This is a genomic window from Streptomyces albiaxialis, from assembly GCF_039530985.1.
Lineage (GTDB): Bacteria > Actinomycetota > Actinomycetes > Streptomycetales > Streptomycetaceae > Streptomyces > Streptomyces albiaxialis.
This window is the reverse complement of sequence record NZ_BAAAPE010000013.1, coordinates 284789-309949: the sequence shown is the minus strand read 5'-3', so window position 1 is coordinate 309949 and position 25161 is coordinate 284789. Positions and strand designations below refer to the sequence as shown.

General features: G+C 73.8%; 20 protein-coding genes and 1 pseudogene. 11 read left to right on the top strand and 10 right to left on the bottom strand.

Features of this window, described 5'->3' with window-relative positions:
* The first annotated feature begins 6 nt into the window (after positions 1 to 6).
* Positions 7 to 2049, top strand: a complete 2043-nt coding sequence (locus ABD343_RS24980) for an ATP-binding cassette domain-containing protein (protein ID WP_344531565.1) — start codon at positions 7 to 9, stop codon at positions 2047 to 2049.
* Here ABD343_RS24980 and ABD343_RS24975 read toward each other — a convergent pair.
* Positions 1972 to 2373: pseudogene (locus tag ABD343_RS24975) on the bottom strand (LuxR C-terminal-related transcriptional regulator); the annotation flags it as partial. The gene ABD343_RS24980 and the pseudogene ABD343_RS24975 sit on opposite strands and share 78 nt — an antisense overlap.
* A gap of 283 nt (positions 2374 to 2656) precedes the next feature.
* A complete protein-coding gene (locus tag ABD343_RS24970) occupies positions 2657 to 3277 on the bottom strand; it encodes a TetR family transcriptional regulator (protein WP_344531564.1) in 621 nt (206 codons plus the stop codon).
* Between the two features lie 248 nt (positions 3278 to 3525).
* On the opposite strand from ABD343_RS24970, the gene ABD343_RS24965 reads away from it, so the two are divergent.
* The 3 genes from ABD343_RS24965 to ABD343_RS24955 all read left to right on the top strand — a co-directional run bounded on the left by ABD343_RS24965 (position 3526) and on the right by ABD343_RS24955 (position 6778).
* Positions 3526 to 4881 (top strand): glycosyltransferase family 4 protein, encoded by a 1356-nt coding sequence (locus ABD343_RS24965; RefSeq protein ID WP_344531563.1) that lies wholly within the window; start codon positions 3526 to 3528, stop codon positions 4879 to 4881.
* Between the two features lie 80 nt (positions 4882 to 4961).
* Positions 4962 to 5714: a class I SAM-dependent methyltransferase gene (locus ABD343_RS24960; protein WP_344531562.1), complete on the top strand. Its 753-nt coding sequence runs from the start codon at positions 4962 to 4964 to the stop codon at positions 5712 to 5714.
* Positions 5711 to 6778, top strand: a complete 1068-nt coding sequence (locus ABD343_RS24955; RefSeq protein ID WP_344531561.1) for a prenyltransferase — start codon at positions 5711 to 5713, stop codon at positions 6776 to 6778. Before ABD343_RS24960 ends, ABD343_RS24955 begins: the two co-directional genes overlap by 4 nt.
* Before the next feature lie 391 nt (positions 6779 to 7169).
* Here ABD343_RS24955 and ABD343_RS24950 read toward each other — a convergent pair whose 3' ends face one another.
* The 4 genes from ABD343_RS24950 to ABD343_RS24935 all read right to left on the bottom strand — a co-directional run bounded on the left by ABD343_RS24950 (position 7170) and on the right by ABD343_RS24935 (position 10933).
* Complete coding sequence (locus ABD343_RS24950) at positions 7170 to 8177, bottom strand: LLM class F420-dependent oxidoreductase (protein ID WP_344531560.1); 1008 nt, start codon at positions 8175 to 8177, stop codon at positions 7170 to 7172.
* A 95-nt stretch (positions 8178 to 8272) separates the two neighbouring features.
* The gene (locus tag ABD343_RS24945; RefSeq protein WP_344531559.1) at positions 8273 to 9178 is read right to left on the bottom strand and encodes a DUF5336 domain-containing protein; all 906 of its coding nucleotides are present in this window, start codon (positions 9176 to 9178) and stop codon (positions 8273 to 8275) included.
* A 130-nt stretch (positions 9179 to 9308) separates the two neighbouring features.
* Entirely contained in the window at positions 9309 to 10241 is a 933-nt protein-coding gene (locus ABD343_RS24940; protein WP_344531558.1) for an N-acetylmuramoyl-L-alanine amidase, read from the bottom strand.
* An 11-nt stretch (positions 10242 to 10252) separates the two neighbouring features.
* Positions 10253 to 10933 (bottom strand): class I SAM-dependent methyltransferase, encoded by a 681-nt coding sequence (locus tag ABD343_RS24935; RefSeq protein ID WP_425578262.1) that lies wholly within the window; start codon positions 10931 to 10933, stop codon positions 10253 to 10255.
* A gap of 186 nt (positions 10934 to 11119) precedes the next feature.
* Here ABD343_RS24935 and ABD343_RS24930 point away from each other — a divergent pair, with 186 nt between their 5' ends.
* The 3 genes from ABD343_RS24930 (at position 11120) to ABD343_RS24920 (ending at position 16381) form a co-directional block, all read left to right on the top strand.
* Positions 11120 to 13444, top strand: a complete 2325-nt coding sequence (locus ABD343_RS24930; RefSeq protein ID WP_344531557.1) for an acyl-CoA dehydrogenase family protein — start codon at positions 11120 to 11122, stop codon at positions 13442 to 13444.
* Positions 13445 to 13471: 27 nt separating this feature from the next.
* Complete coding sequence (locus ABD343_RS24925; RefSeq protein ID WP_344531556.1) at positions 13472 to 14668, top strand: lipid-transfer protein; 1197 nt, start codon at positions 13472 to 13474, stop codon at positions 14666 to 14668.
* 285 nt (positions 14669 to 14953) lie between these two features.
* Entirely contained in the window at positions 14954 to 16381 is a 1428-nt protein-coding gene (locus ABD343_RS24920; RefSeq protein WP_344531555.1) for an MFS transporter, read from the top strand.
* 3 nt (positions 16382 to 16384) lie between these two features.
* Here ABD343_RS24920 and ABD343_RS24915 read toward each other — a convergent pair whose 3' ends face one another.
* Together ABD343_RS24915 and ABD343_RS24910 are read right to left on the bottom strand one after the other, a co-directional pair.
* Positions 16385 to 16990, bottom strand: a complete 606-nt coding sequence (locus ABD343_RS24915; protein WP_344531554.1) for a response regulator — start codon at positions 16988 to 16990, stop codon at positions 16385 to 16387.
* Positions 16987 to 18231, bottom strand: a complete 1245-nt coding sequence (locus tag ABD343_RS24910) for a histidine kinase (RefSeq protein WP_344531553.1) — start codon at positions 18229 to 18231, stop codon at positions 16987 to 16989. The genes ABD343_RS24915 and ABD343_RS24910 overlap by 4 nt, the downstream gene beginning before the upstream one ends.
* A gap of 312 nt (positions 18232 to 18543) precedes the next feature.
* Here ABD343_RS24910 and ABD343_RS24905 point away from each other — a divergent pair, with 312 nt between their 5' ends.
* The 3 genes from ABD343_RS24905 to ABD343_RS24895 all read left to right on the top strand — a co-directional run bounded on the left by ABD343_RS24905 (position 18544) and on the right by ABD343_RS24895 (position 21522).
* Positions 18544 to 19401, top strand: coding sequence for a MaoC/PaaZ C-terminal domain-containing protein (locus ABD343_RS24905; protein WP_344531552.1), 858 nt, complete (start codon positions 18544 to 18546; stop codon positions 19399 to 19401).
* Positions 19402 to 19457: 56 nt separating this feature from the next.
* Entirely contained in the window at positions 19458 to 20540 is a 1083-nt protein-coding gene (locus tag ABD343_RS24900) for a Zn-dependent alcohol dehydrogenase (RefSeq protein ID WP_344531551.1), read from the top strand.
* Between the two features lie 85 nt (positions 20541 to 20625).
* Positions 20626 to 21522, top strand: a complete 897-nt coding sequence (locus ABD343_RS24895) for a 3-oxoacyl-ACP reductase (RefSeq protein WP_344531550.1) — start codon at positions 20626 to 20628, stop codon at positions 21520 to 21522.
* Between the two features lie 76 nt (positions 21523 to 21598).
* Here ABD343_RS24895 and ABD343_RS24890 read toward each other — a convergent pair whose 3' ends face one another.
* Positions 21599 to 21742 (bottom strand): hypothetical protein, encoded by a 144-nt coding sequence (locus ABD343_RS24890; RefSeq protein WP_344531549.1) that lies wholly within the window; start codon positions 21740 to 21742, stop codon positions 21599 to 21601.
* 92 nt (positions 21743 to 21834) lie between these two features.
* Positions 21835 to 23325, bottom strand: a complete 1491-nt coding sequence (locus ABD343_RS24885; RefSeq protein WP_344531548.1) for a hypothetical protein — start codon at positions 23323 to 23325, stop codon at positions 21835 to 21837.
* A gap of 449 nt (positions 23326 to 23774) precedes the next feature.
* On the opposite strand from ABD343_RS24885, the gene ABD343_RS24880 reads away from it, so the two are divergent.
* Positions 23775 to 24830 carry an ABC transporter substrate-binding protein gene (locus ABD343_RS24880; RefSeq protein ID WP_344531547.1) on the top strand — a complete coding sequence of 352 codons (1056 nt, stop codon included), beginning with the start codon at positions 23775 to 23777 and terminating at the stop codon, positions 24828 to 24830.
* Positions 24831 to 25161: the final 331 nt, after the last annotated feature.

The window sequence follows — 25161 nt, the reverse complement described above, 5'->3', positions numbered from 1 at the left end:
CCACGCATGGCTGACGCTGACGGCACGCGCGGCGGCGGCACGGTCAGGGCCGGGTTCCGCTTTCTGCGGGGGCGGCGCCGGGCGGTCGCGGCGCTGGCGGGGTGGTCGCTGCTGGAGTCGGTGCAGACCTTCGCCCTGGGATACGCGCTGGCCAGGGCCCTCGACGACGGCTTCCTCGCGGGCCGTACCGCGACCGGGCTCGCCTGGCTGGGCGTCGCCGGTCTCGGCGCCCTGGTGGGCGCGCTGGGCACGGCCCGCGTCTACCGCGCGCTGGCGGCGCTCGCCGAGCCGTTCCGGGACCTGCTCGTACGCCGGGTCGTCGCGCGCGGCCTGGGCGCCGCGCTGCGCGACGGCACGGGCGACACCGCCGTCGTCTCGCGGCTGACGCACCAGGTGGAGATCGCCCGCGACAGCTTCGCCGGTGTCGTGATGGTCGCCCGCTCCTTCGTCTTCACGGCGCTCGGCGCGCTCGTCGGCCTCGCCTCCCTCGCCCCGCCCCTGCTCCTGGTCGTCCTGCCGCCGTTGCTCCTCGGCCTCGCGCTCTTCTTCGGCACGCTCCGCCCGCTCGCCCGCCGCCAGCGCGAACTCCTGGTCGCCGACGAGGAGCTGGCGGAGGAGCTGGGCGTGACGGCGGGCGGGCTGCGGGACGTCGCGGCGGCGGGCGCGCAGGAGTCCGTACGGGACAGGGCCGGGGCGCGGATCGACGCGGAGCGCCGGGCGGCCGACTCGCTCGCCCGCTGGGGCGTCTCGCGGGCGCTCGCGGTCGGCATCGGGGGCCGCCTCCCCGTCGTGCTGCTGGTGGTGCTCGCCCCCTGGCTCCTCGACCGCGGCGTCACCGCCGGGGCCCTGGCGGCGGCGCTCACGTACCTCACGCAGGCGCTGCTGCCCGCGCTCCAGAGCCTCGTCCACGGCTTCGGCAGCGCGGGCGCCCGGCTGACGGTCGTCATCGGCCGCCTGACCCGCGACACGGGCGCCCCCACGCACGAGAGAACGTCCGGAACGCCTTCGGCTCCGGGCCCGGGGGAGGGCCCGGCAGCCCCGGACTCGGCCCCGGACCCCGCAGCCCCGGACCCGGGCGCGGCCCGGATCGCCGACCCGGGCGCGGGAACGGCCGCCACCTCGCCGGAGCCGCGGGCGCCTCGCCGGGACGCCGGACGCGCCGACGTCCCCGCACTTGAGGCACGCGGGGTCTCCTTCGCGTACGGGCCCGGCGCTCAGCCCGTTCTCGAAGGGCTCGATCTCGTCGTCCCGCACGGCGGGTGGCTGGCCGTCGTGGGGCCGAGCGGCATCGGCAAGTCGACGCTCGCACTGCTCGCCGCCGGGCTGCTGGAGCCCCGCGACGGGGAGATCCTCGTCGGCGGCGTGCCCGCCGCGCCGGCGCCCGCGGCGAGCAGGGTGCTGATCCCGCAGGAGGCGTACGTGTTCGGCGGCAGCGTCCGCGACAATCTCACGTACTACGGGCCGCGCGGCGACGACGAGGTCCACGCCTCGGCGCGAGCCGTCGGCGCCGACGCGCTCGTCGCCCGGCTCGGCGGACTGGACGCCGAGGTCGATCCCCGGGCCCTGTCGGCGGGTGAGCGCCAACTGCTCGCGCTCACCCGGGCCCACCTGGCGCCCGCGCCCCTCGCCGTGCTGGACGAGGCGACCTGCCACCTCGACCCGGCCGCCGAGGAGCGCGCCGAACGGGCCTTCGCGCGGCGCGAGGGCGGCACGCTGATCGTCGTCGCGCACCGCCTCAGCTCCGCGCGCCGGGCCGGCCGGGTGCTGGTCCTGGACGGGACGCACGCCGTCACGGGCACGCACCGGGAGGTGGCCGAACATTCCCCCCTCTACCGCGACTTGACCGGAATCTGGTCTTCACGGCCGGGCTCTCCCGGCCAGGGATCGTCACAGCCAGCCCGCCCCCTGGGAGATACGGATGGCGTCGATGCGGTTGCGGGCCCCGGTCTTGCGGGTGATGGCCGACATGTAGTTCCGCACCGTGCCGTCGGAGAGGCTGAGCCTGTCCGCGATCTCCGCGATCGAGGCCCCCTCGGCGGCGACGGATAAGACGCACAGCTCGCGCGGCGTGAGCGGCACGTCCTCGGCCCGCAGGAACGCCACGGCCAGCGCGTCGTCCACGAACCGCTCGCCGCGCGCCACTTGGCGCACGCCGGTGAGCAGCACCTCGGGTGTGGCGTTCTTGTCGACGTACCCGAGGGCCCGCGCCGCGTGCGCCCGGCGCAGTGCCCCGGGGTGGTCCGCGCTGGCCAGCGCCAGCAGTCTGCCGGGCGGAGCCTGCGCCGTGCGCCTCGGCACGGCCAGTTCCTCCAGCTCGGCCCCGTCGGCCGAGTCGACGTCCACCACGCAGACGTCGGCGGGCGAGGCCCGCATGCTGGTCAGCGCCTTTCTCCAGGGGGTGGTCCTGATCGCCATGTCAGGGGCCTTGCCGAGCAGTTCGGCCAGGCCGAATCTGAGCAGCCTCAGGTCGTGCACGATGAGCACCCGAATCACGCTTTCCATCCCTCCGCGGCCTCCCCCGGCCTATGGACGCGCGCTCAGTACCTGTCTTTCATACCGGGCGGGGAAGGGTCGCGCGAGGGCCGAGAACCGGCCACGGGGGAGCACGAGGGGCGCGCGTGAGGGGCGTGCGGCACGCCCCACGCCCCTGCTTCGCTCAGCCGCGCGGATCCGTCACGTCGATCAGGCGGCACACCGTCTCGATGTCGATCTTCACCTGTGCGATCGAGGCCCGCCCCGAGAGCCAGGTGATCAGCGCCGAGTGCCAGGTGTGCTCGATGACGCGGACCGCGGAGAGCTGCTCGGGAGTCGGCGCCGACTCCAGGCCCATCGCGTCCAGGATGATCGTCGTCGTCAGCCGCGAGACCGTGTCGACCTCCGGGCTCACCGAGCGGTCGGCGAAGGTCAGCGCCCGCACCATCGCGTCGGCGAGATGCGGCTCGCGCTGCATCGCGCGGAAGGCGCGCATCAGCGTCTCGGCGACCCGGGCCGCCGCGCCCTCCTCGGACGGCGGGCGCTTGTGCAGGGTCTCGTGCATCTGCTGGAGCTGGTCCTGCATGGTGGCGACCAGCAGATGGATCTTGGAGGGGAAGTAGCGGTAGAGCGTGCCGAGCGCGACGTTCGAGGTCTCGGCGACCTCGCGCATCTGCACGGCGTCGAAGCCGCCGCGCCGGGCCAGCCGCGCGCTCGCGTGCAGGATGCGGCGGCGGCGCGCCTCCTGCCGCTCGGTCAGCGGCGGGGAGGCCGGCTGTACCGACGGTGTCGAGTCTGTCCTCATAGGTCCCGTTCCGTGACTGGCTCTGCGGGGTTCAGCCTGCCGAGAGCCGTGCATTGTGGCAGTCGGCCCCGGGGTGGCGCGAATCACCGCTTCCGGCCGCTCGCCGGAAGTGACTGGCCGGTAAATTCTTAGCCGGTGGACGGCAAGACCCCGTGAGCGCTGGTGAGCCTTGTCAATCCTGAAACTTGTTCTAGGTTAGCGCGAGCGGCTACGCTCCGCCGGAAGCGCAGTGATGAAGGGGGCCGCGAGTGACCGCAGAGGCCGTACGCGAACGTCCGCTGCGTATCGCGCTGCTGACGTACAAGGGCAACCCCTTCTGCGGCGGCCAGGGTGTCTACGTCCGCCATCTCTCCCGCGAGCTGGCCCGGCTCGGACACTCCGTCGAGGTCATCGGCGCGCAGCCGTATCCGGTGCTGGACGCGGTCGGCGAGGGCGTCACCCTGACCGAGCTGCCCAGCCTGGACCTCTACCGGCAGCCCGACCCCTTCCGCACCCCCAAGCCGCACGAGTACCGCGACTGGGTGGATCTCCTGGAGGTCGGCACCATGTGGACCGGCGGCTTCCCCGAGCCGCTGACCTTCTCGCTGCGCGCCCGCCGCCACCTGGCCGCGCGCAAGGGCCGGTTCGACGTCGTCCACGACAACCAGACGCTCGGGTACGGACTGCTCGGGGGCGCACGCGTGCTCGGCGCGCCCCTCGTCACGACCATCCACCACCCCATCACCGTCGACCGCCGCCTCGAACTCGACGCCGCGGAGGGCTGGCGCCGCCGCTCCTCCGTCCGCCGCTGGTACGGGTTCACGCGCATGCAGAAGCGCGTCGCGCGGCGCCTGCCCAGCGTCCTCACGGTCTCCGGCTCCTCCCGCCAGGAGATCGTCGACGACCTCGGAGTGCGCCCGGACCGGGTCCACGTGGTGCCCATCGGCGCCGACACCGAGCTGTTCTCGCCCGACCCCGCCGTGCCCGAGGTGCCCGGCCGGATCGTGACGACCTCCAGCGCCGACGTCCCGCTCAAGGGCCTCGTGCACCTGATCGAGGCGCTCGCCAAGGCCCGCGCCGAGCACCCCGGGGCCCATCTCGTCGTCGTCGGCAAGCGCCCCGAGGAGGGGCCGGTCGCGACGGCGATCGAGGAGTACGGGCTCGGCGGCGCCGTCGAGTTCGTCAAGGGCATCAGCGACGCGGAGCTGGCCTCCCTCGTGCGCGGCGCCCAGGTCGCCTGCGTCCCCTCGCTCTACGAGGGCTTCTCGCTGCCCGCCGCCGAGGCCATGGCCACCGGCACCCCGCTGCTGGCCACCACCGGCGGCGCCATCCCCGAGGTCGCGGGGCCCGACGGCGAGACCTGCCTCGCCGTGCCGCCCGGCGACGCGGGCGCGCTCGCCGCCGGGCTCGTACGGCTGCTGGGGGACGACGGCCTGCGGGCGCGGCTGGGGGCCGCCGGGCGGGAGCGGGTGCTGTCCCGCTTCACATGGGAGCGGGCCGCGATCGGGACCGTCGAGCGGTATCGCGCCGCGATGGCCGCCGGGGGCGTGGCCCCCGCGCCCGCTCCGGTGGCGCGGCCACCGGCCGCGGCCGACGTGGCCCCCGCCGTGGCCGAAGGCCGCTGACCGAACGACCGCCCGTACGCCCCCCACCCCACCCCGCCCCGCCCCGCCCCTCGTTGGCTCCCTCCGGAAGGCTGACCCCCGTGCTGACCGTCGACTTCGCCCGATTCCCGCTCGCCGCCGGCGACCGCGTCCTCGACCTGGGGTGCGGCGGAGGGCGGCACGCCTTCGAGTGCTACCGGCGCGGCGCCCGCGTCGTCGCCCTCGACCGGAACAGCGAGGAGATCCGCGAGGTCGCCACCTGGTTCGCCGCGATGGAGGAGGCGGGGGAGGCTCCCGAGGGCGCCACCGCCACCGCCATGGAGGGCGACGCCCTCGCCCTGCCCTTCCCCGACGACAGCTTCGACGTCGTGATCATCTCCGAGGTCATGGAGCACATCCCCGACGACAAGGGCGTCCTCGCCGAGATGGTGCGCGTCCTCAGGCCGGGCGGCCGCATCGCCGTGACCGTCCCGCGCTACGGGCCCGAGAAGGTGTGCTGGGCCCTCAGCGACGCGTACCACGAGGTCGAGGGCGGCCACATCCGCATCTACCGGGGCGACGAACTCCTCGGCAAGATGCGCGAGGCCGGGCTCCGCCCGTACGGCACGCACCACGCGCACGGACTGCACTCCCCGTACTGGTGGCTCAAGTGCGCGTTCGGCGTGGACCGTGACGGTGAGGACGCAGCGTTGCCGGTCAAGGCGTACCACAAGCTGCTCGTCTGGGACATCATGAAGAAGCCCCTGGCCACGCGGCTCGCCGAGCGGGCGCTCGACCCGCTGATAGGCAAGAGCTTCGTGGCGTACGCGACGAAGCCGCACCTGCCCGCGTCCGCAGCCCCGGACGCCAAGTGACCAGCCCCGGCAGGACGGAGCGGCTGGTCCTGGCCGGTGTCCTCACCGCCGAGGAAGCGGCCCGTACGGTCGCCGGGATCGCCGCCGAGCAGCGCGAGGACGGCGCGATCCCCTGGTTCCGCGGCCACCACCTCGACCCCTGGGACCACGTCGAGGCCGCGATGGCGCTCGACGCCGCGGGCGAGCACGCCCGCGCCGAGGCGGCCTACCGCTGGCTGGCCGAACACCAGTTGCCCGACGGCTCCTGGTACGCGGCCTACGCGGACGGCGACGCGTCGGCGCCGACCGACAGGGCCCGCGAGTCCAACTTCTGCGCGTACGTGGCGGTGGGCGTCTGGCACCACTACCTCTCCACGGGCGACGACGCGTTCGCGGACCGCATGTGGCCCATGGTCGTGGCCGCCGTCGAGTTCGTGCTGCGCCTCCAGCAGCCGGGCGGGCAGATCGGCTGGAAGCGCGAGCCCGACGGCACCGCCTGCGAGGACGCGCTGCTGACCGGCTCGTCCTCCGTCTACCAGGCGCTGCGGTGCGCACTGGCGCTCGCCGAGCACCGGGAGGAGCCGCAGCTCGACTGGGAGCTGGCCGTCGGTCTCCTCGGGCACGCGATCCGCCACCACCCCGAGCGCTTCCTCGACAAGTCCCGCTACTCGATGGACTGGTACTACCCGATCCTCGGCGGCGCCCTGCGCGGCCCCGCGGCCAAGGCCCGCATCGAGGAGGGCTGGGACCGCTTCGTCGTACCGGGGCTGGGGGTGCGCTGCGTCGTCCCCAACCCCTGGGTCACGGGCGGCGAGAGCGCGGAGCTGGCCCTCGCGCTGTGGGCCGTGGGCGAGTCGGACCGCGCGCTGTCCATCCTCCAGTGGATCCAGCACCTGCGCGCCGACGACGGCATGTACTGGACGGGGTACGTCTTCGAGGACGACGCGATCTGGCCCCGCGAGCGTACGGCTTGGACCGCCGGGTCCCTCCTTCTCGCGGTTGCCGCGCTCGGCGGAGACGATGCCACGGCCCAAGTCTTCACCGGCACGGCCCTCCCCCCAGGCCTCACCCCATCCTGCTGCTGACCTCTCTCCGCCCCTCCTCCTGTTGCGCTTGGGAGGTCCGCGCGCCCCAGCCGGGGCAGGCCCCTGCTTCTCCCCGCTTCTCCCTGCTTCGCTTGGGAGGTCTGCGCTTCTCCCTCCCGCGAAGCTTGGGAGGTCTGCCACTGGGGGTGCCCCCTGCTCGAAGAGCTTGGGGGAGCAGGGCCGGCAAGCGCAGCCCCCATGCCGGGTGCCCCGGACTTCTGGGCTGGGTTCGGGCTGCCCCGCTGCGTGCATTGCAGGCTGCGGCTGCGCCGTGGCTTGTCGCGCAGTTCCCCGCGCCCCTGAAGGGGCAAGGCCCGATGTGAGGTGGAGCCGCACATCGAATACAGGCTCGCGCCCCTGAGGGGGCCAAGCCCCGGCGTATTGGGCGGGCTTAGTTCAGGTCTGCCAGGACTCGGAGCGTTTTGGGGTCCGGGGAGGTTACCAGGAGGTCTGTTACGGGGCCCGCTCGCCAGTGGGTCAGTTTCTCCGCGAGGCGCCCCCTCGGCCCCACCAGAGAGATCTCGTCCGCGAAAGCATCCGGCACGGCACGTATCGCCTCATCCCGGCGGCCCTCGGCAAAGAGCCGCTGGACGAGGCCCGCCTCCTCCGCGTACCCCATGCGCCCCATGAGGTCGGCGTGGAAGTTCCGCGTGGCGTGGCCCATGCCCCCCACGTAGAAGCCGAGCATCGCCTTCACCGGCAGCAGCCCCTCCGCGACGTCGTCGCAGACGGCCGCGCGGACGAGGGGCGCGACCAGGAAGCCCGGCGCCGCCTCGGCCAGCGCCGGCTCGTACAGGTGGGCCCGCTCGGGCGACCAGTAGAGGGGGAGCCAGCCGTCGGCGATACGCACGGTCTGGGCGATGTTCTTCGGCCCCTCCGCACCGAGCAGGACGGGGACGTCGGGCCGCAGCGGATGCGTGATCGGCTTCAGCGGTTTGCCGAGGCCCGTGCCGTCGGCGCCCTCGTACGGGTGCGAGTGGTAGCGCCCCGACACCGAGACCGGGGCCTCGCGGCGCAGGGCCTGGCGTACGACCTCGACGTACTCCCGGGTGAGGGTGAGCGGCGAGGCGGGGAACGGGCGGCCGTACCAGCCCTCGACGACCTGCGGGCCCGACAGGCCCATGCCCAGCAGGAGCCGCCCGCCCGAGAGATGGTCGAGGGTGAGGGCGTGCATCGCGGTGGCCGTCGGCGTGCGCGCGGCCATCTGGACGATCGCCGTGCCGAGCCGGATACGGGAGGTGTGCGCGGCGATCCAGGTGAGCGTCGTGAAGGCGTCGGAGCCCCACGCCTCGGAGGTCCACACCGAGTCGTACCCGAGGTCCTCCGCCTCGCGGACGAGGTCGAGGTGGCGCGGGTCGGGGCCGCGGCCCCAGTAGCCGAGCGCGAGGCCGAGTCGCATGCCGGGTCCCTTCGGCGGTGGCTGACGGGGCGTCAGCGTACGGGAACGGCCCCCCGCCCGGAAGGGCGAGGGGCCGAGCGGGGACTCCGTGCGCGTCAGCCGCGCTGGATGCCCGAGGTGTCCTGCAGGACGCCGCGGCGGCCGTCCTGCGTCTGGGCGACCAGTGCCTGACCGCGCTGCTCGACCGCCAGGTACCAGGTGCCCGGCGCCAGTTCGGCCACCGGCTGCGGCGAACCGTCCTCGGCGAAGAGCGGACGGGCGACCGGGACGGCGAACCAGAACGGCTGGAAGTTCGCGTCCTGCGGGCCCGGGGCGCCGGGACCGGGCTGACCCGGCTGCGGCTGCTGGGCCTGCTGCGGCTGCGGCTGGCCCTGCTGCGGACCGCCGAACGGGCCGGGCTGGCCGGGCTGGCCGGGCTGGCCCGGCTGACCCTGCTGCGGGCCGCCGAACGGACCCGGCTGCTGGCCCTGCTGCGGACCCGGGTAGCCGTAGCCACCCTGCTGCGGGCCGCCCTGGAACGGACCGGGCGCAGGCTGCGGGCCCCCCGCTCCCAGCAGCGGCGCGGCGAGGGCGGGGATGAGCGGGCCTGCGGCCGCCGCGGCACCGAGGACGAGGGTGGCGAGCAGCGCGAGGATCGCGCCGATACCGACACCGCCGCCTTCCGGCGTGACGATCAGGGCCCACACGGCGGACCAGAAGGAGGCCACCGCGAGCGCGGTGCCCCACTGCGGGAGCGTCAGGGCGCCGGCCTTGCGGCCCTCCGGCAGGAAGCGGCCCCCGACGATGAGGCCGGCGGCGATGATGCCGATGAGGAACACCGACGGCAGAACCAGTTGCAGCTTGTCCGTGTCCCAGGCGTTGGGCATCTCGATCTTGTCGCAGATGTCCGACGGGGCGCCGTCACAGTCGGCGGAGTAGAAATCGAGGAACGAGGCGATGAACAGCAGCACCGCTGCTCCAATCACCGCGCCGTCGCCTCGCGTGAGCGAGCGGATGTTCACGTGGGGTCCTTAGTCGGTCTCGTCATGGTCATGGTCTGCCGGGGGTGAGCACCCCATCGTACGGATGACACTACGGGCCGGTCCGGCGGGTTCGCTTCTTGGTTTCCTGTTCACCGGATCTCACCGATTCTCACCGGTTCGCCGTCAGGAAAGCCTCGATCCCCCGGGTGATCCCGTCTGCCGCCTTCGTACGCCACTTCGCGGAAGTGAGCCGGGAAGCGTCCCGCGCGTCCCGCATATTGCCGCATTCGAGGAACACCTTGGGGACCTTGCTCAGATTGAGACCGCCGAGATCGCCGCGCGTGTCCAGCCCTTCGCCGTCGCCGAGGTAGTTGGCGGGGCGCTCGCCCGTCGCCTCGCGGAAGGCGTCGCGCAGGTCACCGCCGAGGCGGCGGGAGGGGGCGGTGATGCGGCGCGTGTCGGCCTCCCCCTCGCGCACCGACGCGGGAAGGATCACATGGAATCCCCGGCTCCCGCTCGGCGCCCCGTCCGCGTGGAGCGAGACGACGGCGTCGGCCTTCGCCTCGTTCCCCTTCCGGGCCCGCTCGTCCACGCACGGCCCGTAGGGCACGTCGCCCTCGTGGGTGAGCTTCACCCGGGCCCCGCGGGCCTCCAGCGCGGTACGGGCGCGGCGCGCGAGGTCCAGCGTGAACTTCGCCTCCGGATAACCGGAATTGGTGGCTGTGCCCGTGGTGTCGCATTCCTTCTTCGCCGTGCCGATATCGACGCGGCGCGAAATCTTGTCCACGTGTTCGCTGTTACCGGGATTGTGACCGGGGTCCAGCACCACGGTCATCCCCGTGAGGGGCTCCTCGCTCTCCGGGGGCTCCTTGTGCCGGCCGTTACCGCCGGACTTCCCGCCCGGCTTCCCGTCCCTTTTCTCCCCGTCCCCCGCGTCCTCTCCATTTCCTTCTCCCGAGCGCGCGGGCGCGGCCGAGGTCTTCTCCGAGGGCTCTCCCGAGCCGTTCAGCGACTGCCACACCAGCCACCCCGCGAAACACGTGGGGACGAGTGCGGCGAGGACGACGATCAGGGTTCCGCCGAGACGGCTTCCGTTGAACACGAGTGGCGATGCTAGGGCCTGCGGGTGAGCACGCGCAGCGAGCCCGTGACGGATGTCTCCTCGAAATCACCGGATTCCCGGGCACGCAGGAAGATCCGGTACGGCGCCTGTCCGCCGTCCGCCGGATCGGGGAACACGTCGTGGATCACCAGCAGCCCGCCCGGCGCGAGATGCGGCACCCAGCCCTCGTAGTCGCCGGTGGCGTGCTCGTCGGTGTGTCCGCCGTCGATGAACACGAGCCCGAGCCGCCCGCCCCACACGGCCGCGACCTGCGGCGAACGGCCGACGAGCGCGACGACGTGCTCCTCAAGGCCTGCCGCGTGGAGCGTGCGGCGGAACGTCGGCAGCGTGTCCATCCGGCCCACCTCCGGGTCGACGACCTCGGGATCGTGGTACTCCCAGCCCGGTTGCTGCTCCTCGCTGCCCCGGTGGTGGTCGACGGTGAGAGCCGTCACACCCGCGGCGCGCGCCGCGTCCGCGAGCAGCAGTGTCGAACGTCCGCAGTACGTGCCGACCTCCAGCAGCGGCAGCCCCAGCGCCCCCGCCTGCCGCGCCGCCGCATACAGGGCCAGGCCCTCGTCGACGGGCATGAAGCCCTTCGCCTTCTCGAACGCGGCGAACGTGGCGGGATCGGGTCCGGGTCCGGGCTCGCCGGGCCCCTCGGCGCGTGCGGCGGATGCAGTCGTCGTCATGGGAGTCATCGTGCCGGAAGGCGCGCCGGACGCGCTCCCCCGGCCGCCGGTCCCCGGGGGTACGGGCCTCCGGAGACCTCCGGCGTGTGAAGAACGCCACGCCGCCGGTCTCCGGAGGCCCACCCGCGCGCGCCCGGCCGAGGACGCGGGTTCCCTCTTACTGAAACGTGTTCTACTGTGCCCCGCATGGGCATCGGGATCACGCAGGAGCAGCGGGAGTTGGCCGAGTCGGTGCGCGGATGGCTGGCCCGCGCCGTGCCGCCCGAGGAGAGGCGCAAGCTGCTGGACGCCCCGTCCGGCGCCCCCGGGGAGCCGCCCGCGGACCAGGAGCGGCCCCTGGACGGGGAGCGGCCCGCGTACTGGGACGCGCTGGCCGAGCAGGGGCTGGCCGGGCTCCACGTCCCCGAGGACTCCCAAGGGGGCGGCGGTTCGCTGCTCGACCTCGCCGTCGTCCTGGAGGAGACCGGCAGGGCCGCGCTGCCCGGCCCCTTCCTCCCGCACGTCCTCGCCGCCGAACTCGCGCACAGGGGCGGCCTGGACGGACCGGCCGTCGACCTCGCGTGCGGCGGGTCGGTCGGGGCCGTCGCCCTGGAGCCCGGCGAGCTGACCGCCGTGCCCGCCACCCCGACGGGCGTCGCGGGGGAGGAGGGCGGCTATGTGCTCGACGGCACGTCCCCGCCCGTGCTCGGCGCGGCCCAGGCGGGACTCGTGATCCTCCCCGCCGCGACCCCGGACGGCACGGTCTGGCTCGCGCCCGACGCCTGCCGGCTCACCGTCCGCGCCCACGGCTCCGCCGACCCGCTGCGCCCCACCGCCGAGGTGAGCGCGGACGGCACCCTCGTCCCCTCCTGGCGGGTGCTCGACGGCTCCGGGGTGGACAGCGCGCTCGTACGGGACCTCGCCGCCGTCCTGTTCTCCGCCGAGGCCTGCGGCGTCGCCGCCTGGGCGCTGGAGACCGCGACCGAGTACGCGAAGACGCGCGAGCAGTTCGGGCGCCCCATCGGGCAGTTCCAGGCGGTCAAGCACCTGTGCGCCGACATGCTCGTCCGCGTCGAGCAGGCCCGCGCCCTCACCTGGGATGCCGCCCGCGCGGCAGGCGAGGAGGGGGCCGGGGACGCCGGGCCCGGGACGGAAGGGGCGGGGGCCGAGGGGGCGCGCGGGCTGACCGCCTCGCTCGCCGCCTCCGCCGCGCTGGACGCGGCGTACGAGTGCGCCAAGGACTGCGTGCAGATCCTCGGCGGCATCGGCTTCACCTGGGAGCACGACGCCCATCTCTATCTGCGCCGTGCCCTGGTGGCCCGGCAGCTCCTCGGCACCGGGGCCGCGCACCGGCTGCGTGCCGCCCGCCTCGCCGCCTCAGGCGCCCGTCGCGAGCTGCGGATGGAGCTGCCGCCCGCCGCCGAGCCGTACCGCGAACGGGCCCGCGAGGCCCTCGCCCCCGCGCGCGGCCTCGACCCCCGCGCCGCGCGCCGCGCCCTCGCGCCCACCGGCTACGCGGCCCCGCACCTCCCCGCCCCCTACGGCCTCGGCGCCGGGCCCGTCGAACAGCTCGCCGTCCAGCAGGAGATGAGGGACGCCGGGATCAAGGTCAGCGACCTCGGCATCGCCACCTGGGTCGTGCCCTCGCTGATCACCTACGGCACCGTGGCCCAGCGCGACCGCCACCTCGGCCCCACCCTGCGCGGCGACGTCCTGTGGTGCCAGCTCTTCTCCGAGCCCGGCGCCGGATCCGACCTCGCCTCGCTCCGTACGCGCGCCGAGCGCACGGACGACGGGGGCTGGCGGATCAACGGACAGAAGGTGTGGACGTCGGCGGCCCAGTGGTCGGACTGGGGCATCCTCCTCGCCCGTACGAACCCCGGGGCGCCGAAGCACAAGGGCCTCACCTTCTTCCTGCTCGACATGAAGACCCCGGGCGTGGACGTGCGCCCGCTCAAGGAGATGACGGGCGACGCGCTCTTCAACGAGGTCTATCTCGACGACGTCCTGCTCCCCGCCGACGCGGTCGTCGGCGAGGTCGACGACGGCTGGAAGGTCGCCCGCCACACCCTCGGCAACGAGCGCGTCCACATGGCCGACCAGGTCGCCTTCGACACCGGCCTGGAGGCGCTCATCGCCCGCGCGCGGGACGCGGACGCGGGCGTGGACGCGGCCGTGGACGACACGGTGCGCGAGCGGATCGGCGGCCTCGCCGCCGAAGCCCACGCCGTCGCCTGCGTCGGGCTGCGCACCACGCTCCAGCGCGTCGAGGGCCTCGACCCCGGCGCCGGGGCCAGCATCCGCAAGCTCGTCCAGACCCCGCACCAGCAGAAGCTCGCCGAGCTGACGCTCGAACTCCTCGGCCCCGAGGGCGCCCTGCGCGAGGGCCCCGGCGAACGCGCCCTGCACGGCTTCCTGATGTCCCGCTGCCTGACGATCGCGGGCGGCACGACCCAGGTCCAGCGCAACGTGGTCGCCGAACGCCTCCTGGGCCTCCCCAGGGACCCTGAACCCCGCCCCTTGATCGACTGACCCGCACTCCCCACCCCGGAGGTACGGATGACCGGCAAGGCATTCCTCGTAGGCGTCGGCATGACGAAGTTCGAGAAGCCCGAGTCCCGGGACTGGCAGTACTGGGACATGGCCAGGGAGGCGGGCGAGGCCGCGCTCGCCGACGCCGGGATCCCGTACGGCCTGGTCGAACAGGCCCCCGTCGGCCACTGCCACCAGGCCTCGACCGCCGCCCAGCGCGCCGTCTACGAGCTGGGCCTCACCGGCATCCCCGTCTACAACGTCAACAACAACTGCGCCACCGGCTCCACGGCCCTGATGATGGCCCGCCAGTTCGTGGCCTCGGGGCTCAACGACTGCGTGCTCGCGCTCGGCTTCGAGAAGATGAAGAAGGGGGCGCTGGGCGGAGGTTCGGGCGACGGCGACTTCTCCACGTCGCCCGTGGCGCGGCACTACGGCGTGATGGCGGCCCGGCACGGCTTCGAGATGACGCCGCCCACCGCGCAGATCTTCGGCAACGCCGCCCGCGAGCACATGGAGCGGTACGGGACGACGCGCGAGCAGCTCGCCGCCGTGGGCGAGAAGAACCACCGGCACTCGGCGGCCAATCCCTACGCGCAGTTCCAGGACGTGTGGACCCGCGAGGAGATCCTCGCGTCCAGGACCATCCACGAGCCCCTCACCAAGCTGCAGTGCTCGCCGACCTCGGACGGCGCCGCGGCGGCCGTCGTCGTCTCCGAACGCTTCGTGCGGGCGCACGGCCTGGAGGAACGGGCCGTCGAGATCGCCGGGCAGGCGATGGCGACGGACACGGCGGAGTCGTTCGCCTCGGGCTCGTGCGTCGATGTCGTCGGCCGCCCGATGTCGCGTGCGGCGGCGCGTGCCGCGTACGAGGAGAGCGGGCTCGGCATCGAGGACGTCGACGTCATCGAGCTGCACGACTGCTTCTCGGTCAACGAACTCCTGACGTACGAGGCGCTCGGCATGTGCGAGGAGGGTGCCTCGGGCAAGCTCGTGGAGGAGGGAGCGACGACGTACGGAGGGCGCTGGGTCGTCAACCCCTCCGGAGGCCTCATCTCCAAGGGCCACCCCTTGGGCGCGACCGGCATCGCCCAGTGCGCCGAACTGACCTGGCACCTCCGCGGCGAGGCGGGCCCCCGCCAAGTGCCGCGTGCGCGTGTGGGCCTGGCCCACAACATAGGCCTGGGCGGCGCGGCGATAGTGACTGTGCTGAGGAGGGCGTAACTGCTTCGCCCTTCGCCCCACTGTGCTTGGGAAGTCTGCCACTGGGGGTGCCCCCTGCTCGAAGAGCTTGGGGGAGCAGGGTTGGCAAGCGCAGCCCTCTTCGCCGGGCGCGCGGATATGAGGGCCGGGTTCGGGCTGCCCCGGGCTGTGCTTCGCAGGCTGCCGCTGCGCCGTGGCTGGGCGCGCAGTTCCCCGCGCCCGTTAAGGGGCAAGCCCCGACATCGGGCTCGCCCCTGAAGGGGCGAGCCCAGAAGTGTTCGTATCCGTGGTGGGATTATGGCGGGCATGACTGCCCCCGTCGCCTCGGAGACCGGTATATCCGGCGAAGCCAAGACACCCCGCCTATGGGCAGTCGTGCTGGCGGCCTGCGCCGGCCAGTTCCTCGTGGTGCTCGACGTCTCCGTCGTCAACGTCGCGCTCCCGTCGATGCGGGAGGACCTCGGCCTGAGCGGCACCGGGCTCCAGTGGGTGGTGAACACGTACACCCTCGCGTTCTCCGGCTTCATGCTGCTCGGCGGCAGAGCCGCGGACCTCTACGGCCGTAAGCGGATGTTCCTCGTCGGCCTCTCCCTCTTCACCGCCGCCAGCCTGGCCGGCGGGCTCGCCCAGGAGCCCTGGCAGTTGCTGGCGGCCCGCGCGGTGCAGGGCATGGGCGCCGCCGTGCTGGCGCCCGCGACGCTGACGATCCTGACGACCTCGTTCCCCGAGGGCCCCGCGCGGACGCGGGCCATAGGGACATGGACCGCCGTCGGCGCGGGCGGCGGCGCCGCCGGAGGCCTCGTCGGCGGCGTGCTGACCGACACGCTCTCCTGGCGCTGGGTCCTGCTCATCAATGTGCCCGTCGGCGCGCTCGTGCTGGTCTGCGCCGCGCTGTGGCTCGCGGAGAGCCGGGACGGCGGGGCCCGGCGCCGCCTCGACGTGCCCGGCGCGCTGCTGGTGACCTCGGGGCTCGGCTGCGTCGCGTACGGCATCGTGCGGACCGAGTCGGCGGGCTGGTCCGCGCCGGACGCGCTGCTGCCGCTGTTCGGCGGGCTCGCGCTGCTGGGCCTGTTCGTGGCCGTCGAGGCCCGTACGGCCGCGCCGCTCGTGCCGCTGCGGCTCTTCCGCCGCCGCACGGTCTCCGCCGCGAACGTGGCCATCTTCGTGAACGGCCTCGCGATGTTCGCGATGTGGTACTTCCTCGCGCTCTACACCCAGAACGTCCTCGACTACACCCCGCTCCAGGGCGGCTTCGCCCTCGTCCCGCACTCGCTCAGCATCGTCCTCGGCTCCAAGCTCGCGCCCCGGCTGATGGCCCGCGTCGGCGCCCGTTCGCTCGCGATGACCGGCGCGGCGCTCGCCGGGCTCGGCTATCTGTGGCAGGGCACGATGGACGCCTCGGGCGGCTACGCGGGGTCCGTGCTCGGCCCCGGGATCGTGATGGCGCTCGGCGCCGGGCTCGCGGCGACGCCGCTGGCGTCGATCGCCACGGCGGGGGCGGAGCCGGGGGACGCGGGCCTGGTCTCGGGGCTGTTCAACACGGCCCGCACGATGGGCGGCGCCCTCGGCCTGGCCGTGCTGTCGACGGCGGCGGCCTCCCGTATCGCGGGGGAGGAGACGCCGGAGGCCCTGGCGGCGGGCTACGCCCGGGCGTTCCAGGTGGGCGCCGGGGTGCTGGCGGTCTGCGTGCTGTTCATGCTCGTCGCGCTGCCGCGTTCCACGGGGCGGAAATAGCGCCTACAGCCAGCCGTTCCGGCGGGCCTCGCGCACGGCCTCCATCCGGTTGCGGGTGCCGGTCTTGCCGATCGCGGAGGACAGGTAGTTGCGGACCGTGGCGCGGGAGAGGCTCAGCCGGTCCGCGATGTCGGCGACCGTCGCGCCGTCCACCGCGGCGTTCAGCGCCTCGCGCTCGCGCTGCGTCAGCGGGTTGGGCCCCGCGCTGAGCGCCGCCGCCGCGAGCGCCGGGTCGATGACGCGCTCGCCGTCCCGGACGCGGCGGATCGAGACGGCCAGCTCCTCGACGGGACGGTCCTTGACGAGGAAGCCGGAGGCCCCGGCCTCCATCGCCCGGCGCAGATGGCCGGGCCTGCCGAACGTGGTGAGGATCAGCACCGCGCACCCCGGCAGCTTCTGGCGCAGCTCCGCCGCGGCGTCCAGGCCGCTGCGGCCCGGGAGTTCGATGTCGAGCAGGGCGATGTCGGGGGTGTGCTCCAGCGCCGCGGGGACGATCTCGTCGCCCGCCGCGACCTGGGCGACGACCTCCATGTCGTCCTCCAGATCCAGCAGGAGCGCCAGCGCGCCGCGCATCATGCCCTGGTCCTCGGCCAGCAGGACCCTGATCACAGGGCCGCCTCCTTCGTGTCCGACGCGGGGCTCCCGCCCTCCGTGCAGCCCGCGGGCTGCGGCGGGCCCGGGGGAGTGTCCACCGGCAACTCCACCACGACCCGGAAGCCGCGCCGCCCGTCGGGTCCGTGGTCCAGCGTGCCGCCGGTCGCGGCCAGCCGCTCGCCGAGCCCCTTGAGGCCGGTGCCGCCGAGTGCCCGTACGGCGTCGGCCGTACCCCCGTACGCGCCCGACGGGCCCGGGCCGCGTCCGTCGTCGGTGATGGCGAGGCGGACCCGGTCGTCGGCCGCGTGGACGTCGATCTCGCAGCGCGAGGCCTCGCTGTGGCGGACGGTGTTGGTCGAGCACTCCCGCACGACCCAGCCCAGCAGTGCCTCGGTCTGCGGCGGCAGCGGGGGCCCCGACTGGCGGACGACCGGTTCGATGCCCGCGGCCTCCAGCACCGAGCGGGCGCGGTCCAGTTCGGTGGCGAGGCTGTCCTCGCGGTAGCCGGTGACGGCCTCGCGGATCTCGGTGAGCGCCTGCCGCCCGACGGCCTCGATGTCGGCGGCCTGCGCGAGCGCCGCGTCGGGGTCGCGGGGCGCCAGCCTGCGTACGGCCTCGGCCTTGACCACGACCACCGACAGGGTGTGCCCGAGCAGGTCGTGCAGGTCGCGGGAGAAGCGCAGCCGCTCCTTCTCCACGGCGGCCCGCGCCAGCTCCTCGCGGGCCTCGCCCAGCTCGCCGACCGTGTCGAAGAGGCTGAGCACCGCCGCGGCGACCAGGCCGGAGATGAGGGTGCCGTAGGCGATGCTGAAGCCGTACCAGGCGCTGTTCTGCCAGGAGGAGACCAGGCCCGCCGCGACGGTCAGCGCGGCCAGCCAGATGAAGAAGGGCCTGCCGTGAAGCTGCCGTACGGTCCCCGAGGCGAGGGAGAGGAGCGGGAAGAAGAGCGTCCAGGTGCTCCCGTACGCGAGGGCCACCGCGAAGGACACCGCCGTCATGCCCGCGAGCGCGAGCAGCGGAGGGAGCCGGTGGCGGGGGAAGCGCGGGGCGAAGGCCGAGAAGACGACCGAGATGTAGAGCGAGTTGAAGACGAGCAGGGCCGCGCTGCTCAGCCACGGGTTGCCCGCCTTGCCCTGGAGCACGTGGGAGAACGCGCCCGCGCCCATGATGAGCCAGGGCAGGAAGGCGTACTTGCCCCGGCCGTACCAGTGGCCCCGCCGGCCGGCCGCCTGCTTCACGTGCTTGCTCACTGACATGCGTCTCACGGTAGGACCGGCGCCCGCCGCCCCGGCAGGGGCGGATGTGGGCAGTGCGGCAGGACAAATGTCACGGGTACGCGCCGTGTGCGCCGGGTCCCGGGAGGCCGATCTGACGCGGCGTCAGGGGACTTCCCATGTGCGGGGGCGTGCGTTATACAGGTAGCCGATCGGTTAGAACGTGTTCTCATTCCACTCCGTTCGGCCGGTCGCCAGGCGACCCTGGTCCGGCCGACGGTGCGGACGGCCGGGCCGGGGTCTTCACCGGCGACGTACGCCCGTCCGCCCCGGCACCCGAGGAGCCACAGCCCCATGCCCATCGACGCCCGGAAGGCCCTTGCCGCCGAGCCGCGCAGCACCGAGATCGCCTGGGACCACAAGGACGTCCAGCTCTACCACCTGGGGATCGGCGCGGGGACCCCCGCCACCGACCCGGCCGAGCTGCGGTACACGCTGGAGAGCAGGCTCCACGTCCTCCCCTCCTTCGCCACCGTCGCGGGCGCGGGCATGGGCGTGGTCGGCGGGCTCTCCGCGCCCGGCATCGAGGTCGATCTCGCGGCCGTGCTGCACGGCAGCCAGACGATCGAGCTGCACCGCCCCCTCCCCGTCAGCGGCGGCGCGACGTCCACCTCCGGCGTCTCCGCCGTGTACGACAAGGGGAAGGCCGCGATCCTCGTCCTGCGCACCGACGTCGCCGACGCCGAGGGACCGCTCTGGACGAGCGAGGCGCAGCTCTACGTCCGGGGCGAGGGCGGCTTCGGCGGCGAGCGCGGCCCCTCCGCCCGGCTCGAACTCCCCGGCCGCGCGCCCGACCTCACCGCCGAGCGCCCCATCCGCGAGGACCAGGCCCTGCTCTACCGGCTCTCCGGCGACTGGAACCCGCTGCACGCCGACCCCGACTTCGCGAAGCTCGCGGGCTTCGACCGCCCCATCCTGCACGGCCTGTGCTCGTACGGGATGGTGCTCAAGGCCGCCGTCGACACCGCGCTCGACGGGGACGTCGGCCGCGTCAGGCGCTGGAGCGCGCGCTTCGCGGGCGTCGCCTATCCGGGCGAGACGCTGCGCGTGCGGATGTGGCGCCTCGACGACGGCACGCTCCAGCTCACCGCGTCGGCGGCGGAGCGCGACGACGCGCCCGTACTGGCCGACGCCCTCGTCCAGCACACCTGACCCCCTCACTCCCCTGACCCCCTGATCCGCTGGCACCCTCCGAGAGGAGTCCGCACATGCGCGCCGCCGTACTGCACGAGACAGGGCAGGACAAGCTCGATGTCGTCGACGGGATCGAGGCGACGGGCTTCGGCCCCGGCAAGGTCCGCATCCGGCTCCGGGCGACCGGGCTGTGCCACTCCGACCTGTCGGCCATGAGCGGGGTGCTGCCGCAGCCCGCGCCGTTCATCCCCGGCCACGAGGGCGCGGGCGAGGTGCTGGAGACCGGCGAGGGCGTCACCTCCGTCAAGCCGGGGGACCGGGTGCTGATCTGCTGGCTCGCGGCCTGCAACGCCTGCCCGTCCTGCCGCAGGGGCCAGCCCCACCTGTGCCTCACGGGCTTCATGAACGCGGGCACCCCCAACTTCGCCCGCACGGACGACGGCACCGACGTCTTCGGCTTCGCGGGCACCGGCACCTTCGCCGAGGAGACCGTCGTCGACGCGCCCTGCGCGGTGCCGATCCCCGACGACGTGCCGTTCGAGATCGCCGCGCTCATCGGCTGCGGCGTGACGACGGGCCTCGGCGCGGCCTTCAACACCGCGAGGGTGGAGGCCGGTTCCTCGGTCGCCGTCCTCGGCTGCGGCGGTGTCGGTGTCAGCGCGATCCAGGGCGCGCGGGCCTGCGGCGCGGCGCAGATCGTCGCCGTCGACCCCGTGGCCGGGCGCCGCGAGTCCGCGCTGCGGTTCGGCGCCACGGAGGCCGTCGGGCCCGACGGCCTGGAGGACGCGAAGCAGCGCCTCACGGCGGGCGAGGGCTTCGACTACGTCTTCGAGGTCGTCGGCAAGTCCGCGACCGCGCGCACCGCGTACGACGCCACGCGGCGCGGCGGCACGCTCTGCGTCGTCGGCGCGGGCGCCATGGACGACCACTTCCAGCTCAACATGTTCGAGCTGTTCTTCGACGAGAAGCGCATCCTGCCCTCGCTCTACGGCGGAGGGGACGTGCTCCGCGCGTACGACCGCGCCATCGCCCTGTGGCGCGCGGGCCGTATCGACCTGGAGGGCCTGATCACCCACCGGGTGACGCTCCCGGAGATCAACGAGGCCCTCGACCAGATGCGTACGGGCGAAGCCCTGAGGACCTGTATCTCGCTGTAGCCACTTCATGCCGCTGGGCTTGGGCAGTCTGCGCCAGGGGCGCAGGGTGGGCAAGCGCAGCCCCCGAGAAGAGGGGTACGCCCTTATGACCTTGCACGGCAAGACAGCACTCGTCACCGGTGCGGCCCGTGGGCTGGGACGGGCGGAAGCCCTGGAGCTGGGACGCCTCGGCGCGCGCGTCGTCGTCAACGACCTCGACGCGGAGGCCGAGTCCACCGCCGAGGCCGTCCGGGCGGAGGGCGGCGAAGCCGTCGCCGTCCCGGGCGACGTCGCGGACTTCGGCGAGGCCGAACGGCTCGTCCGGCTCGCCGTGGACACGTACGGCTCGCTCGACGTCCTGGTCAACAACGCGGGCATCCTGCGCGACCGGATGGTCTTCTCGATGAGCGAGGAGGAGTGGGACTCCGTCGTCCGCGTCCACCTCAAGGGCCACTTCAACACCACCCGCTTCGCCGCCGCGCACTGGCGCGAGCGGTCCAAGCGCGAGGGCGGGCCCGTCCACGGGCGGATCGTGAACACGTCCTCGGAGTCCTTCCTCGCGGGCTCGGCGGGCCAGCCCAACTACGCGGCGGCCAAGGGCGGCATCGTCGGCCTGACGACCTCGACGGCCCTCGCCCTCGCCAAGTACGGGGTCACCGCGAACGCGATCTGCCCCCGTGCCCGTACGCGCATGACCGAGGACGTCTTCCAGGGCTTCGCCGCGCCGGAGGAGGGCCCCGACCCGCTCGCGCCCGAGCATGTCGCGCCCCTGGTCGGCTATCTCGCGGGACCGGAGGCCGAACGGATCACGGGACAGCTCTTCGTGGTCCACGGCGGGATGGTCGCACTGATGGAACGTCCGCGCGTGGCCGCGAAGTTCGACACGGCCAAGGACTTCTTCACCGTGGAGGAGCTGGACGGCGCGCTCACCCCGTACTTCGCGGAGCGCTCGCGCCAGGAGGGCTTCGCGGCGAGCGAGGTGCTGGGCCTCAAGAAGGGGTGAGGCTCCCCTCCCCGGCGGGAGGGGAGCCCCTGTACGCATGTACGGATTCCCTCGGTACCGGCCTGGTCAGGGCTGGTCAGTCACCGGTCGGGCGGCGGTGGCGCCCCTGCGCCGGCACCTTGTTCTCCTCGGAGACGGCTGCCTGCCCCCTGTGCTTCCCCCCTGTCCCCTGGCCGGCCGTCTGCTCGTCGCTGGGCGTCTCGGTCTGGGTGTCGGACATCGCGAAGTAACTCCGTGAATCTGTTGCTGCCGTCGTACCCGGCGGAGTTTAACGACGATACGGATCCACGATCACGGGGTTCGAGACACGGATCACGCCGTTCCGCTGGCGAGCGGAGCCTGCTGCAGAGGCACCGGTTTCGACCCCGGGTCGGCGAGGCCTCCGAACACCCCCGTACTGCCTGCGGAAAAGCCGCCACCAGCGGGCGGAGCCGCCGGACGGGGCGGCGCGGGCTCGGAAGCGGAGGGCCGTGCGGCGTGACCGCGATGTTGCACAGACGTGACGTCGGCGGGAGTGTCGGCGGCCGTGGCGCCCCGCTCGAAGGCGGCCCGGGGGTCGGGCCTGCGCGCCGGAGGCACCTCGGGCTTCCCGGACTGCTCGTGCCGCACGGGCTCTTGCCGTACGGGCTCGTGCCGAGCCGGTTCCTCCCGTACGGGCTCCTCCCGCACCGGCTCCTCCCGCGCGGGGCGCTTCTGCTCCTCCGGGGCGGGGGACCGGGGCGCGGGCGGCGCGGCCGGTGCGGACTGCGCCGCCGGGGCGGGGGCCGGGGCCGGGGCCGGGGGCGCCGGGTGGTCCGGTTCGGGGAGAGGGGCCCGCAGCCGGGCCAGGCCGCAGGGGGTGCCCGGCGTCGAGTACGGCACGCGCAGTTCGCCGTCCTCCGTCCACAGCCCGTTGCCCAGCAGCCAGCCCGGCGGCGCCGCGAGGTGCAGCAACTCCCGCAGTCCGGGCCGCCACACGGCGATCCAGGCGCCCTGTGCCCCGTCCACCCGCAGCGCGACGGCACAGTTCTCGGGCAGCAGCATCTGCCGGGGCTGCACGGCGAACGGCGTGAGCCGCGTCTGCGCCGGGTGCAGCACCTCCGGGAAGCGGACCGGGCGGTGGCTGCCCAGCACGCCCCAGCCCAGCCGGTCGTCGCCCGGCGCGTCCGAGCGCACGAGCAGCAGCCCGCTGTCCGGATCGGCCCGCAGCAGACGGTCGTTGCTCTCCTCGGTGATCTGGAGCAGCGGGGAGACCGCGCCGCCCCGGCCGAGGTCCACCACGACGGTCTTGGTGCGCCCCGCCTCCCCGGCCTCCGTACGGTCCACGGCCAGCAGCCGTCCCTCGCGGTCCAGCCAGGCGCCCCCCGCGCAGCGGCCGTCCACGACCGCGACGCGCTCGGGGGCGCCGGAGGTGCCGCCCGCGAGCAGCCAGATCCCGGTCGAACGCCCGTCCCCGGCCGGTGCAGTCCCGTACGCACGGGTGCCGCACGGGGCGGGCGGCAGCAGCGTGAGCCGCTCGGCCTCCACGGAACCGAGGTGCAGCTCGCCCGTGTCGGGGCCCGAGGGATAGAGCAGCGCGAGCAACTGGCGCTCGCCGGAGCGGCGCGCGATCAGCACGCGCCCGTCGGCGAGCGGCAGCACCTGGCTGTCGGGCTCCTCGGGCTGCCCGCCGGGCAGCGGAACCGCGTACGGCTCGGGGCCCTCCAGCGTCCAGCGCTCCGGGAACCAGGCGGGGCCGCCGGAGCCCGGAGCGGAGCTGAGCCGCGCCGCGTACGAACCGTCCGCCGCGACCGTGAAGCCGTCATCCATGGCACAGCCGGTCATGCCACGATCACCTCCAGTGACGAAGCTAGGGCTCGTACTCGCAGACGAACAACGCGAGTTGAAGCGCTTCACGCGTACGGGTGACGACCCCCCGGAATCGCCGGACGCGGGCGCTCCGGTGTGCTGCCGGGCGGCTTCGCGGGGCCCGGACCGGGCGTCTGGCCGGGCCCCGGCTACGCGGAACCGGGCCCGGCGTGGGCCGCGAAGGACTCCTCGATGTCGCGCTGGGTGACCGCCGGGCCGGGGACGCCGAGCGGGCCGTGGGGGAGTGTCTGGGTGAGGAGCGCGGTGAAGACGATGACGTCGGTGGCGTTGACGTCGGCCCGTACGGTCCCTTCGGCCCGGCCCCGGTCGAGGAACGCGTTCAGCGTCTGAATCCGGCCGAGGGGGCGGCCGGAAAGTGAAGTAAGGTTCGCCTAAGTCCTCCTCATCGGAACCCGGAGCTCCACATGTCGATACGCCCGAGCCGTCGCGGACAGCGCGCGACGGCAGCCGTCGCCCTCCCGCTCGCCGCCGCGCTGGCCCTCTCCGCCTGCGGCTCCTCCGACGGCGGCGACGAAGGATCCGGCGGCAAGGGCGGCGGCAAGGCGAAGGAGAAGGTCGCCCAGGGCGGCGAGGGCTTCGCGAGCGCCGCGAAGAAGACCGCCTCCTTCGGCACGGACGCGAAGCCGGGGGAGTGGCCCCGCACCGTCACGCACGCCATGGGCAAGACGGAACTGAAGAAGCAGCCCAAGCGCGTGGTGGTCCTCGACGTCGGCGAGTTCGACAACGCCGTCTCGCTCGGCTTCAAGCCCGTCGGGCTCGCCCCGACCGAGGGCGACAACGGGATCCCCTCCTACCTGAAGAAGAAGGCGGGCCACCCGAAGAACGTCGGCACGATCAACAACCTCAACCTGGAGGCCATCGCCGCGCTCAAGCCCGACCTGATCCTGGGCAGCCAGCTCCGCGCCGCCGACAAGTACAAGCAGCTCTCGGCCATCGCGCCGACCGTCTTCTCCATCCGCCCCGGCTTCACCTGGAAGGAGAACTACCTCCTGAACGCCGCGGCCCTCGACCGTACGAAGCAGGCGAAGGCCTCGCTCGGCGCGTACGAGGAGAAGGCGGCGAAGCTCGGCGAGGACCTCGGGAAGAAGAAGCCGACCGTCTCCATGGTCCGCTACATGCCGGACACCATCCGGCTCTACGCCAAGGCGTCCTTCATCGGCACGATCCTCCAGGACGTCGGAGTCCCGCGCCCGAAGAACCAGCAGGTCAACGACCTCGCGACGGAGATCAGCCCCGAGCGGATGGACGAGGCCGACGCGGACTGGATCTTCACCGGCGCCTACGGCGACCCCAAGGAGACGGACCGCGCCAAGGCACAGGACAGCCCCCTCTGGAAGAAGCTGGGGGCCGTCGAGGACGGCCAGGCGAAGGACGTCGACGACGAGACCTGGTACCTGGGCCTCGGCGTGACCGCCGCCAACGTCGTCCTCGACGACCTGCGAGGTCACCTCACGAAGTAACGAGAGCCGGGTTCGGGGTGCCCCGGGCTGTGCTTTGCGGGCTGCCGCCGCGCTGTGGCTTGCCGCGCAGTTCCCCGCGCCCCTGACGGGGCACCTTCGCCTCGCCCTCAACCCCACTGTGCTTGGGAAGTCTGCGCAAGGCGCAGGGTTGGCAAGCGCAGCCCCCCACGCCGGGTGTCCCGCGTACAGAGCCGGTTCGGGGTGCCCCGGGCTGTGGTTTGCGGGGTGCGGCCGCGTCGGGGCTGGGCGCGCAGTTCCTCGCGCCCCTGGAGGGGCGAGCTCTTTCGCCTGGAAAGGGGCGAGGTCTTTCGGTGGGTGGGCCCAGGTAGCC